The organism is Allobosea sp. P4_C6, assembly GCF_056402015.1.
In genome coordinates this window covers 1-13,082 of the sequence record NZ_JBFUIF010000037.1, presented here as the reverse complement: position 1 = coordinate 13,082, position 13,082 = coordinate 1, and the positions used below count along the sequence as shown (strand labels likewise).

Annotated in this window: 9 protein-coding genes; 7 read left to right on the top strand and 2 right to left on the bottom strand. The window is 63.4% G+C overall.

Annotated elements, in window-relative coordinates:
* The first annotated feature begins 156 nt into the window (after positions 1–156).
* The 6 genes from AC1DVA_RS21150 to AC1DVA_RS21125 all read left to right on the top strand — a co-directional run bounded on the left by AC1DVA_RS21150 (position 157) and on the right by AC1DVA_RS21125 (position 10,226).
* Positions 157–1,899, top strand: coding sequence for a type I secretion system permease/ATPase (locus AC1DVA_RS21150; protein WP_476807173.1), 1,743 nt, complete (start codon positions 157–159; stop codon positions 1,897–1,899).
* Positions 1,896–3,305 carry an HlyD family type I secretion periplasmic adaptor subunit gene (locus AC1DVA_RS21145; protein ID WP_476807172.1) on the top strand — a complete coding sequence of 470 codons (1,410 nt, stop codon included), beginning with the start codon at positions 1,896–1,898 and terminating at the stop codon, positions 3,303–3,305. The genes AC1DVA_RS21150 and AC1DVA_RS21145 overlap by 4 nt, the downstream gene beginning before the upstream one ends.
* 289 nt (positions 3,306–3,594) lie before the next feature.
* On the top strand, positions 3,595–5,007 hold the full coding sequence (locus AC1DVA_RS21140) for a mannose-1-phosphate guanylyltransferase/mannose-6-phosphate isomerase (RefSeq protein WP_265051321.1): 1,413 nt from the start codon (positions 3,595–3,597) through the stop codon (positions 5,005–5,007).
* A 579-nt stretch (positions 5,008–5,586) separates the two neighbouring features.
* Entirely contained in the window at positions 5,587–6,882 is a 1,296-nt protein-coding gene (locus tag AC1DVA_RS21135; protein WP_476807171.1) for a tyrosine-type recombinase/integrase, read from the top strand.
* 28 nt (positions 6,883–6,910) lie between these two features.
* Positions 6,911–7,669: a hypothetical protein gene (locus tag AC1DVA_RS21130; RefSeq protein ID WP_476807170.1), complete on the top strand. Its 759-nt coding sequence runs from the start codon at positions 6,911–6,913 to the stop codon at positions 7,667–7,669.
* 436 nt (positions 7,670–8,105) lie between these two features.
* Positions 8,106–10,226 carry an AAA family ATPase gene (locus AC1DVA_RS21125; protein WP_476807169.1) on the top strand — a complete coding sequence of 707 codons (2,121 nt, stop codon included), beginning with the start codon at positions 8,106–8,108 and terminating at the stop codon, positions 10,224–10,226.
* A 1,140-nt stretch (positions 10,227–11,366) separates the two neighbouring features.
* Here AC1DVA_RS21125 and AC1DVA_RS21120 read toward each other — a convergent pair.
* Positions 11,367–11,588, bottom strand: coding sequence for a hypothetical protein (locus AC1DVA_RS21120; RefSeq protein WP_476807168.1), 222 nt, complete (start codon positions 11,586–11,588; stop codon positions 11,367–11,369).
* 370 nt (positions 11,589–11,958) lie between these two features.
* On the opposite strand from AC1DVA_RS21120, the gene AC1DVA_RS21115 reads away from it, so the two are divergent.
* Entirely contained in the window at positions 11,959–12,594 is a 636-nt protein-coding gene (locus AC1DVA_RS21115) for a peptidoglycan-binding domain-containing protein (protein WP_476807167.1), read from the top strand.
* Positions 12,595–12,752: 158 nt separating this feature from the next.
* Here the strand turns inward: AC1DVA_RS21115 and AC1DVA_RS21110 are convergent, their stop codons facing one another.
* Positions 12,753–12,962: a hypothetical protein gene (locus tag AC1DVA_RS21110; RefSeq protein WP_476807166.1), complete on the bottom strand. Its 210-nt coding sequence runs from the start codon at positions 12,960–12,962 to the stop codon at positions 12,753–12,755.
* Positions 12,963–13,082 lie beyond the last annotated feature (120 nt).

Genomic DNA, 13,082 nt, shown 5'->3' with positions numbered 1-13,082 from the left:
CGCGGTCCCTGCCTGGCGATCCGGCTCCACGACCGGAGCCGGATCGCCGATCTTCGAGAATAATCCCGGCGGCAGCTCCTCGCCGCCCCCGCAGAGTCGGTATCCCCCGGCTCTGCCTCTCCTGAAATTCCCATCGCTGCAAGGAAACCGACGAAGATGCTTTCGCAAACGGTCCGCAGTCTGACGCCCGCATTCGCTTCGCTTTTCGGGCTTTCCTTCGTTCTCAATCTCTTCGTCTTCGTTTCCCCCCTCTATACGATGCAGATCTATGACCGGGTGCTGACGAGCCGGAACGGCACGACGCTCGTCATGCTCTCGCTGATCGTCCTTGCCTTGTTTGCGGCCTATGCCGCACTCGAGCATTTCCGCAGCCGCGCGCTCGTACAGCTCGGCCTGTGCGTGGACCGGGCGCTGTCCGAGCCGGCATTCGAGGCCGCGTTTCGCGGTGCGTTGGAGGCCAAGGGCTCGCAGCACATCTTGCCCATCCGCGATGTCGAAACCCTTCGCGCGACATTGTCCGGCAGTCTCGTGCCGGCCCTGATGGATGCGCCCTGGATCCCGATCTATCTCGGCCTCTGCTTCATCCTGCATCCGGCGATCGGCCTCGTTGCCACCGTCGGCGCCGCCGCGATCCTCGGCGTCGCCCTGCTGAACGAGCGCGTCACGAAGAATTCCCTGGTTCGCGCAGCGGAACTGGGCCACGGCGCCAGCGAGCGCCTCGCGGCCTCCCTCCGGAATGCCGAAGTCATCCAGGCGATGGGCATGGCTCAGGCCATCCGCGGCGAATGGCGGCACCGGCAGCGCAGAGCGCTCGCCTATCATACGATCGCTGCCGATTGGGGCGGGACGCTGCTCGCAGCGACGAAGCTGCTGCGGCTGGTCCTCCAATGCGCCGTGCTCGGCGTCGGCGCCTATCTCGCCATCCACCAGAACATAGCGGCGGGCGCGATCTTCGCCGCCTCCCTGATCATGGGGCGGGCCCTGGCACCGATCGAGGGCGCCGTCGGCCAGTGGAAGAGTTTCGTGTCCGCGCGAAGCGCGTTCCACAGGCTCGGAACGGCCTTGAAGCCCGCCTCAGCCGGCAGCGAGGTCATGACGCTCCCCCACCCGGCGGGCTCCTTGCGCGTCGAGGGCCTGAGCGTGCGCGCTCCGAACGGACAAGCGCTGCTTCTGCAAAATGTCTCGTTCGAGGTGGAGCCGGGCGAGGTCGCGGCAGTCGTCGGATTGACCGGCTCCGGGAAATCCTCCCTGGCCCGCGCGCTTGTCGGTGTCTGGAACCCCGACCAGGGCGTCGTGCGCCTCGACGGCAACGACATCCGGCATTTTTCCGACGAGCAGCGCGGCCGGATCTTCGGCTACCTTCCTCAGGATGTCGAACTCTTCGCCGGAAGCGTGCGCGACAACATCACCCGCTTCGATCCCGCCGCCACCGACGATGCCGCCGTTGCCGCCGCCTCGGCCGCCTCGGCGCATGACCTCATCCAGAACTTTCCAGCCGGCTACACGACGCAGATCGGCGACGATGGGGCGATCCTGTCCGGAGGACAGCGGCAGCGGATCGGCCTGGCGCGAGCGCTCTACGGCCAGCCCGCGCTGGTCGTGCTCGACGAGCCCAACGCCAATCTCGACATGGATGGCGATGCCGCGCTCGCCCGCGCCCTGTCGGGCCTGCGCGCCGCGGGCGCCATCGTCGTGGTGATCACGCATCGCCCGCAGCTTCTGTCCCAGGTCGACAAGATCATCCTCATGCAGAAAGGCCAGGCCGTCAGGGTCGGCCTGCGCGACGAGATCCTGCCCGTGCTGCTGCAGCCGGGCGTCGGGCCCCGCGTTCAGCCGCCTCAGCGTGGAGCGGTACGACAATTGGAGCCGCATTCCGTGGCGAGGTGGGCGCGTCGATGAAACTGTCGGTGAATATCGCGAAGAAGCTGTCGCTCCACACAACGCAATGGCGTCGGCGCCTCGAGCCCGCTCTTGTCGGGGCAAGGCGCATGATCCTGCTGGCGCGAACGCCTGCCGAAGCGGGTGGCGATTGGCGGACCCCTGTTCAGAAGGGCTACATCGTCGTCGCCGTTGCATTGGGGGCCGGAGGAGCCTGGGCGGCGACCGCCCGCCTCGACAGCGCCGTCGTGGCCCATGGCAGCGTCGTCGTGGAGAGCGACCGGAAAGCGGTCCAGCATCTCGAGGGAGGCATCGTCGAGGCTGTCGCGGTGCGTGACGGTTCCGAGGTTCGCGCCGGCGAGGTGCTGTTGCGGCTCGACGCCACGCATGCCGCCGCGCAGCGCAGCGTGGCGCGGCTCGGCGTCCTCCAGGCTTTGGGCGAGGAAGCGCGGCTTACCGCACAGATCGACCAGCTCGACCGCATCGCCTTCTCGAATGAACTGACCGAGGCCGGCGAGAGCAAGGAGGCGCGCCGGATCGTCCTCGATCAGGAACGCCTCTTCAAGGAGCGCGTCTCGGCCCAGAAGATGGAGGTCTCCATTCTGGGAGAGCGTTTGACGCAATCCCGGAAGCAATATGAATCGACCGAGGCGCAGCGCAATTCCGCGACGACCCAGGCGGCCAGCATCAACGACGAGCTCACCAAGCTGCGGCCTCTCGCCGATCAGGGCTACATCGCGGCGACGCGCATCAACCCGCTGCGCCGGTCGCTGACCGAACTCGAGGGCCGCATCGGCTCGCTGAACGCGGATCTCGCGCGCTTATCCGTGGCCAATGACGAAATCCGGCTCCAGATGAGCCAGATCGGCTTCAAGGCCGCGGAAGAGGCGTCGACGAAGGTCGCGGACTGCCGGGTCAGACTCGCCGATGCCCGCGAGAAGCTGCGCATCGCCGAGGATGTGCTGGCGCGTGCGGAAGTCCGCGCCCCGCGTGCCGGCAGGGTCGTGGCTTCGAAGGTCCACACGGTCGGAGCGGTGGTGAAGCCGGGCGAGACCATGATGGAAATCGTGCCCCAGGACGACGATCTCGTCGTCACCGCCAAGATTTCGCCGATGGACGTGAACAGCCTGCGCCCCGGCATGGCGGCCGAGGTGCGCCTGCCCTCGTTCAAGGGACGGGCGACGCCCTTCACCGTCGGCGAGGTCAAGTCGGTAGCGGCCGATGCGCTGCGCGACGACGTCTCGCAGCAGATGGTCTATGAGCTGCGCGTCAGTGTTTCGGCCTCGGGCTTCCCCCCGAAGATTCGTTCGAAACTGAAGCCCGGCATGCCGGCCGAGGTCTTCGTGCCGACAGGCGAGCGCACCGCCCTTGCCTATCTGATGCAGCCCCTGATGGATTCCGTGCGTTCGGGCCTCAGGGAGGAGTGAGGCCGGCGGCGGCTTGAACGGGCATCGGCCCGAAAGCTGCCGGGAAGCGGCTGAAGATCGCGGAGGCCCGACTCTGCCGGCTGCTCGTGCCGGCGGATCGGGCCTTTTGCCGCGGCCCGGCTGTTTCCCGCTGCGTCAAGCCCTACCGCAAGGAGTAGGTCAATGGAGTGAGCTATTCGCCGAGATATGCCGCATGCTAGCTTGGCAGCTCAGCCTGATCGGACGCGCGAATAACAGTCATTCCCAGAAATACCTGCCGTTGATCAGCGACTTCGAGGAGCGTGAATCCATGTCGCAGAAGATCATCCCCGTTGTGATGTGCGGAGGAGTCGGCATCGGCCTATGGCCGATCGCGCGCGACACGATGCCGAAGCAGTTCATCCCGCTCTTCGGTCAGGAATCGACTTTCCAACGGGCGGTTCAGCTTCTCTCCGATAAGGCGGTCTTCGACAAGCCGATCGTCGTGACCAGCTCGGAATACCGGTTCACCGTCGCGGATCAGTTGCAGGCGATCGGCGTGCAGGCCGAGATTGTGCTCGAACCCGTCAGGCGAGACTCCGCTCCCGCCGTGGCGATCGCGGTCGAGCTCGGCCTTGCGCGCGACGGCGCAGCCATCGTCGGCGTCTTCGCGGCAGATCATGTCGTGCAGGATGGCGCGCTTTTCGTCGAAACTTGCGCCAGGGCTGCCAAGGTGGCCGCACAGGGGCGCATCGTGACGATCGGGATACCGCCGACCTATCCGGCGTCGCAATACGGCTATATCCGGCCTGGAGCGGAAATCACCGATGACGCCCGCCAGGTCGAGGCTTTCGTCGAGAAGCCCGACGCCGTGCAGGCTGCGCGCTGTCTCGCGGACGGCTATCTCTGGAACTCGGGCAACCTCATTTTCGATGCGGCCACGATGCGGGCCGAGCTTGAGATCTTCGCGCCGGGTGTCATCCGCGCGGCGCGTGAGGCCGTCGCGAAGAGCACGAGCGATCTCGGCTTCCGGGTGCTCGACACCGGCGCCTTCGCCAGGGCGCTGAAGATCTCGATCGACTACGCCGTCATGGAGCGGACAACGAAGGCAGCGGTGATCGCCGGTCATTTCGGCTGGTCGGATGTCGCCGGCTGGGCTGCGATCTGGGACCTTTCCGACAAGGGAAAATGCGGGAATGTCGTCGAAGGCAGGGGCTATGTCGTGGACGGCGCGAACAACCTCGTTCGCTCCGAGGAGGCCCTCGTCGCCGTGGTCGGCCTCGACGATGTCGCCGTCATCGCCACGCGCGACGCCATTTTGGTGATGCCGAAGGCGAAGGCCGACAAGGTCAAGGACGTCGTGGCCATGATCGCGTCCAACGGCGAGGCGGAGGCCGGTGCCCATCGCGAAGTTCACCGGCCCTGGGGCAAATATCTCTCGATCGATCTGGGTTCGCGCCATCAGGTCAAGCGCATCACGGTCAAGTCCGGTGGCGTCCTCTCGCTCCAGAAGCATTTCCACCGGGCCGAGCACTGGGTCGTGGTGCGCGGCACGGCCGAGGTGACGCGCGACGAGGAAACCCTCGTTGTGCACGAGAACGAGTCGATCTACCTGCCGATCGGCTGCACCCACCGCATGGCCAATCCAGGCAAGATCCCGCTCGAGATCATCGAGGTGCAGGTCGGCTCCTATCTGGGCGAAGACGACATCGTCCGCATCGAGGACATCTACAAGCGGGTTTGAATTGATGAGCTGCTGCCGCAGGCGACGGAGCTGATGCGCGAGCGCTCATACGCTGCGCTGCGTTTGGCGGCTTTCGCCTCCGCCTGATAACGCCGCAGAAGGGCGCTCGCCGTCATCGTGAAGGTCACGGGGCTAGAGACAGCGCGGCCGTGTCGCTCTCCGCCTCCGGCGCTCGGGCCCGTGCGAAACCCCTGCCTTCTCAAGGAATCGCCTGGTTGCCGCAGGGTTGCCTGCACACCTGAACCTTGCTTGCCAACCGCCCCCGTCCTGCGGAGCTCAGCCATGAGCACCCCCCGCCAACTGCGACAGCAGGGGTCTCCGATGATCGCCAAGATGAGGGGCTAAGGCAGAAACTCGCGAGAACCCGCGAGATTCCAAAAATGGCGCGCCCGACACGATTCGAACGTGTGACCTTTGCCTTCGGAGGGTAACGGTCGTGGCATTTCCTGTGATTACCTCACATCCCTCCATATTTCCAAGCGTCTGATTTTATGCCAGATTTGTAGAAATCGATGGGCAATAGCGTTGCGTGGATTTGCCCGAGATTACCTGCCGCTGCTTACCTGGTGCTTACCCGACATGGCCCGCTTATCGATCAGGACAATTGATGCCGCCAAGCCGAAGGGCTCGGATCTCTTTCTTTGGGATGACGATCTGCCGGGCTTCGGCCTGCGCGTGAAGCCGAGCGGCGCGAAGTCGTTCCTCGTCCAGTACCGCAACAAGAATGGCCGCAGCCGGCGCCTCACGATCGGGCGCTATGGCGTACTGACGCCTGATGAAGCCCGCGACATTGCAAAGGACCATCTGCGCGACGCGGCGAAGGGCCATGATCCGGCAGAGAAACGATCTGCCGACCGCGAGGCAATGACGGTCAAGGAACTCTGCCAGGACTATCTCGACAAGGCGGAGAAGGGGCTGCTTCTCACACGTCGCGGCGCGGCCAAGAAGGCCAGCACGCTCTATGTTGATAGGGGCCGCATTGAGCGGCACATCAATCCCCTGCTTGGCAATCGCACTGTCAAGGATCTGACGACGGCCGATGTGCGGGGCTTCGTCCGTGACGTGACGACCGGTAAGACGGCAACGGACGTGAAAACCAAGAAGCGGGGCAGGGCGATTGTTGAAGGCGGCAAAGGGACTGCCGCTCGTACGCTTGGCTTGCTCGGTGGCATCCTCTCCTATGCGGTCGATGAGGGTTATCGTGATGACAACCCGTCACGCGGCGTCGTTCGTGCGAAAGACGGAAAGCGCCGCGTGCGGCTGGAAGGGGATCGCTACAAAGCCTTTGGCGATACCCTGACCGCCCTGGAGGCCGATGGCGCTTGTTGGCAAGCCATCGCACTCGCCCGCTTGGTCGCATTGACCGGCTGCCGGCGAGGCGAGCTTGAGCAACTTCGCCATGGCGAGGTCGATATCGCCGGCCGGGCGCTGCGCCTTGGGGACACGAAGACCGGCGAGAGCATCCGCCCGCTGGGCGCGGCGGCGGTCGCCGTTCTGCGAGAGGTGATGAAGCGGTCGCAGAACTCCGAGTGGGTCTTTCCGAGTGTGAAAGAAAGCGAGCGCGGTTTTTATCAGGGGCTGCCCCGTGTTTGGCGGGACGACATCGGAGCGGCGATCTCAGGCGTGACGCCCCACGGCATGCGCCACTCGTTCGCCTCGCACGCTGACGACCTGGGCTTTTCCGACCCAACGATCAGGGCGCTGCTCGGGCACGCGCGAAGCGGCGTGACCGGCGCCTACATTCATAAGGTGGACAAGGCCTTGATCGCCGCTGCCGACCAACTCGCCCAGCACATCGATGACCTGATGCAATACGGCAAGCAGCCCGAGGCCGACGTCATCCCTATGGCCAGTGGAAAGCGGAAGCGTTCCTGAGCCTTCACTCGACTTCTTGCGAGGCATAATGGAAAAAAACCTCAAGCAAGTATTCCCGGCTGCCCGCATCATCCCGCGGCTCATCGTGGAGGACGAACTCGCCACAGAGTTGATAAATCTGGCTAGTCGGGCCTATCGCGGGGAAAAGCATGAGGGTTCCGAGGAGGCCGTTCCTCTGGCGGCAATTCTGGCCCCGGCCCACGCCGAACGAGCCGCAGCCTTCTTTGTTTCTGCTAAGTACTACGCAACGAGCGTTCCCGAACTCAGATCTCTACTTTCGGGGAAAGGTTCCGGGGGAAAGCTTCGCCGGAGCATTTCGAAACTAGCGAATCTCCTTGAGGACGCTGATTATCAAATTCCTTTTGTTCAGATGATGGCTTTGCATTCTTACGGTGACCCAAATTTCGATAGCAATAGCATTACAAGTCGCGAGAATCTTGAAGAATATCAGTGCCGTCTTGAAAAGTGGAAGGAAAGATTGTCTCCATCTGTTGTTAGAGGGACGCTCCTGATCTGGAAACAATTGATGGATGATTGCCACGCTCAAACTAAAGCCGCAGGCGCTTCGGAGAAGACCGCAGAGCGGAACTTTGTGGCGCAACTCGGCGGCTATTGGCGGGACGAACTGAATGCGAAGCCGGGGAACTCCCGCGCAGAGATGCCTGATGGGTATCGGCAGGTTGGCCTTTTTCCGGACTTCGTTCGCGCAGCCGCGAAAATCATACCCGCAGAGTACCGTCCCCGCAGTCTTGATTATGCCATAAGGAGAGAAGTCGGAAGGAGATAACCGCCTTTTCAAAATCGCAGTTTTCTCCACATAGTTTCCGGGGGGCGCCTGCATTTTCTTAGGGGAGCCGACGAATGCGTCGGGTCTCACCTAGGAGCTTCCATGGACCCCAACACACCCCTCCGGCGCACCGAGGCAGCGGCTTATATCAACTGAAGGGGGGCGCGTGACACCATGCCCCCCAATAAGCTGAACCCTAAGGCGCCAGGTTTGGCGTCCGCAGAGCCCGAATTGCTTCGCTGGGGAGCTAGCAATTTCGACCTTAACACGCAGCGGCTCGCGTTCAAGCAGATTTACAGGCGCGTCGCTGTCTCCGAGCCTCTCGCGCTCGTCATCGCCGCTCATGCCGGCCTCATTCGGGAGGCCCGCCAATGATCACACCTAGCCTACACGATTTCGACTTCCTGCTCGAGCACCGACTGGCGGAGCTGCACGCATGAGCGCCGCAGAGCAGCCGTCCGAAAGGCCCGCCGCCTTCCAGGGCGACCTGCGCAACCTGCCCGACGCACTCGCTCCCCTCAAGGCCCTGCCCAACTGGGTAGTGTGGCGCTGGAATTGGGCGGTCAACAAGCGCGGCGTCGGCAAATGGGACAAGCCGCCGTTCCGGCCGAGAAACCCGAGCCAGTACGCCAGGAACAACGACCCCTCGACCTGGGGCACCTATGACGAGGCGCTGGCCGCGTTTGAGAGTGGCCAGTGCGATGGCATTGGCTTCAACCTGTCCGGCACCGACATCGCAGCATTCGACATCGACAAGTGCCGTAACAAGGAAACCGGGGCGATCGCCGAGGAAGCGATGGCGCTGGTGGACGATGCCGCCTCGTACACCGAAATGACGGTTTCCGGCACTGGGTTGCGCATCATCGGGTTCGGCTCAGGGGGCAAGGTCCATCGCAAGCAGGCATTGCCCGGTGGCACCGTTGAAGTCGAAAGCTATCGGGACGCCGAACGCTACATCGTCGTCACCGGCATCCCTTTGCCGGGCGCGTGGCCGCACATGGCAGACATCACATCCGAGATGGATGACCTTGTCGCTGATCTGKACGGCAAGCCGGATGACGACAATGTCCTGAAGTTCACGCAGCGGGAACCGTCACAAACCAATGACGACTTTCTGCCGCGTGAGCTGGTCGATTTGATCGAGCGCGGCCCGGCGCCGCAGGAGGATCATAGCCGCGCCTTCCATCATGCGGTCTGCTGGTTGTTCGATTGCGGCTGGGCTGCCGGCCGTATCGAAACCTACATTGCCGGCAAGCCGATCGTTCCCGAACGCTACAAGAACAGGCTCGCTGGAGAAATTGCGCGCTGCATCGGTCGAGCGAAACCAAAATCGGATTGGGCGCGAGGTGAAAACCATTCCGAAGGACCGAAGGCCGACGCCGAACCGAAGGCGGAGGGCGGACCGCCGCCGATCGAAATTCTATGGCACGGGCAAGCCCAGGACCGCGCGCCGCGATCCTGGCTGATCAAGAACACCGTCCCGGAAAAGGGAAGCGGACTGGCGTCAGGTCAGTGGGGCGCGGGAAAGACTTTCGTCGCCATCGACCTCGCCGCCGCCATCATGACCGCCACACCCTTCGCCGGGCGCGAGGTCACAAGGCAAGGCGGCGTGCTGTTTGTGGCAGCCGAAGGTGCGAGCGAAATTGAGATCCGCCTTCGTGGCGTCGTGGATCACAAGCTCGCGGCACTGAAAATGTCGGAAGCCGCGGTCGGCAACCCGATCGATGCCGATCTTGATCGACTGCCGTTCGCGTGGATCGAGGAATGCCCTTCGCTCAAGGACGGGTTCGATCGGCTGGTTGAGGCTTCGCTTGGCGTGGCGCGCAGCATCGACGAGCAATTCGGGTTGCCGCTCGCGCTGATCATCATCGATACGCTGAACGCCGCCGCCAACTTCAAGGACGGCAACGACGCAGCCGAAGGCCAGTTCATCATGAACCGGCTTAACGAGCTGAGCCGCAAAACCGGCGCGTTCGTGATCGCGGTCGATCACTTCGGCAAAGCAGTCGAAACTGGGACGCGCGGCTCGTCGGCCAAGGAAGCCGCTGCCGACATGGTGTTGGCACTTCTCGCGGATCGGGACGTTGCCGGCAACATCAGCAACACCCGCATGGCGGTTCGGAAGCTGCGAGGTGGCAGCACCGGAGCCGAAACCCCGTTCAACCTGCAAGTGGTCGGCCTGGGCAACGACGAGACGACCTGCATCATTGAATGGAAACAGGGGGCGAGGAGCGATCACAGACCGACCGATCAACGCGAGCGTTGGCCAAAGTCAACCAAGGTTTTCAAGGCTGCCTTAATCGAAGTGCTGATCAACGAGGGCAAGGAATGCGACCCGTTCGGCGACGGCACGATGAAGGTCAAGGCCGTGCCGGTGGCGTCCGTGAGGAAGGAGTTCATGAAGCGCTACCCGTCCGACACCATTGAGGAGAACAAGCGGATAGACGCCAAGCGGCAGGCATTCAAACGAGCCATGAAGCGATCAATGGAATGCGACCTGATCGGGACGCGCGACATCGGTGGAGTGGATCACCTATGGCTGGCCGTACAAGATTAACGGGACACCCACAGGACGGACGGACCGGACACTTACTAGTGTCCGCGTCCGGTTCGTCCGGTTGTGGGCACGGACAGAACGGACGAACGTCCTGTTTGTCCTGTTTGTCCGGGCTAGCCCTGGGCGCCACTTCTTGTGGCGGGGAATGCGGCGCCCGCCAGCGGCCAGCGCATGTGCCCAGCAGCCGCGGGTGATATCCGATCAGTCGCATGGAGCGTCGCCAGGGCCGCCCGCAAGGTTTTTGGCGGACACAACGGCATCGCAGTCGAGGCGCCGGAGGGCCCTTCTCTTTTTATCGAACCGGAATGGCCGCTGCCCGCCGCCTGGGAGGACGCGCGATGACCAACCGCGCCTGGCCGGATGCCCGGTCTACCGAGAGAGCGGAACCGCGCCATGGCTGAGCCAAGTCTGCCGATCGGACGCAGGGAAGGCGACGCCATGTGGGCGGGATTCTCGAGACGCGCTTGCCGGGCTAATTCGCCACGGCGTAGATGCGTGGTGCTACGGGCGAGAGGGGCCACCTGCACGAATGCGGCCGAGCTCGACGTTGGAAGCGAAATGATTCGCCAAAGCCGGGCAGTCCCATACTGGCGCTATGGCGGAGCCCGCTGTTCCAAGGCGCATGTCGAAGTATTGTCAGCCCATGTCGGGATGCATGCCCGGAACGTTCATCGAGCCCGAGCGCTGGCGTCGGGGCGAGCGTCGGTGATGTCGGTGGTCGCGTCACCTCGCACGCGCCCCACGGCGGCGCCTAAACCGGATCAGCAGCGCCGCTAGGCCGATAAGCCCTGCCAGGCCCGTCCCAACTCCGATCAAAAACTGCCCGGAGTACGGATTCGGGTATGGGGGATGGCTGTATGGGGAACTTGCCGATGAGGCGCGTGCACGGGGCCGCCTGCTGATGAAATACGCGGTTATTCCGCAGCCAATCGCAACAGCGAGAAACACGGCAGCGACGATCAAGCTGGCGGTTACCAGCCCGAACCGAAGCGCGAGCACAGTGTGGCCCGCGTCAATCGCATATCCGAGCGCAAAAATGGTGATGAGTGCCGCGACAGCGAGCAGTCCATAGCTGAGGGCTGCGCGCTTGATCGCCGCGGTGGCTTGAGCGGTGAAGTAGGCGACCAACGCGCTCACAAGCTATCGAGCCGCCCAGAAGCCGAGCACGACGCCTGCTGCCGCTGCCCACCCCAGCGCCCGCAACGGCCGAGCCTGGATTTCATCGATGAGGAGCTGCTGAAATTCACTGACGCTTTCCGAGGCTGCATCAGTGACTTCGTCGATCACTTCTACCGCTTCGCTCTGGCCCTGAGCGGCGAGCTCATCGGCATTTCGAGACATAGCCTTGAAGCCATCTTCCATGACGGGGTCTCCTAGAGGTGCATGAGCGGCGGCGGCGGGCGGCAGGTTTGAAGGCAACGGCGCGYGGCCTTCGCTGTTCCGAACTCAGAACCGATTATCCCCGGAATAGTTGCGTGCCCGCATCTCGACGCTGCCGTGTCGCGAAGCTTGTGGCCGCGTCGGGAACCTTGTGGGAACCAACCGAGCACCTATCTCGTTGTCAGCGCGGCATCCTCGGATGCCTGCCGCCCATCCTGCTGCAGAATCCGGGAGCACCCAACTCCCGCCGTGATCGAACGCCGGAAACTCCAACTCCGGCGGTCCAGCAAATCCTCTCGGGTCAGTTGTTGTAGCTGTTTGTGGCAAGAAACCAAGCAAAGGAGCGCTGCCGATGGGCATGAAGACGAGCTTGACTTTGGGCTCCCTCGCTGTCGCCGCACTCTTAGTCGCCGGTATAGCTTACTGGGAGCTCCACGAAAGCTCGCACACCGCTGCTTTGTCGGGTACGACTGGCGCAATCCCAGCTGCACCTCAGGCCAGTACTCCGCCTCCAGCGCCTGCGCCTCAGGCCAGTATTCCGCCTTCAGCGTCTGCACCTCAAGGCAGTCCACCCCCTCCAGCGCCTTCGCTTCAAGCCAGTGCTCCGCCTCCAGCGCCTGCGCCTGCGCTTAGACCGTCCCCCCCCCCACCTGTGAGCGCACAGTCCAACGAGCCCGCGGCATCCCCGGCCACGCCGCCAAGCCCACCCGCGACAGCGGAGCGAGTGCAGGCAACAGAACCTCCCTCGGCAACGCCTTCGGCCCCAACGGCAACCCTGCCTGCTGAGGGCCAAATGTCTGAATCGGACCGACGACAGGTCCAGCAATTATTACAGCGCCTGGACTACTACCAAGGACCCATTGATGGAAAATTCGGTCGGTCGACCCGTGCCGCCATCCGTCGTTTCCAGGACAGCCTTGGCGTCAAAGGTACCGGCTACTTGACCGCCGCGGAGGCTACTCGCCTGAAGGGGTCTGTACCCAGATAAATGATTGAATAGTTGGGCAACACCACCAGCGACCGCGACGGCTCGACCCATTCTCACGCCGGCATAAAGTCTGGCTCCTATCCCCAACTCTAGAGCTGGCTGGGGAAAACTGGACGTCCGGATAAGGGGACTTTGATAGGTTTTGCGCGGAGCGGGCATTAACGGGCTTCTCCTTCACGGCAAAAAGCGGCCTGCCATTCAGCCTCCGTCATCGGGCTCTGGCCTTCCGCCTCATCAAACGCGATAGCCGCCCCATCCGTGATGCCGTCCCTTTCTGCATCGCTCAGCGGGTGGGCGCTGATATCGTAGCGCACGCTATTGCTGGCGCGTGTCTCCAGTTTCGCGATGCGCTGCGACAATCGCGTCATGGCGCCGGCCTCGCTGCGCTAGCAATGATGGCGGCATTCAACGCGGCGTCGGACATCAGCGTCACAGCGCGGCTGCCCGGCGTTTGATCGAGCCGGTCACAAGGCTCGGCATCTGAAAAG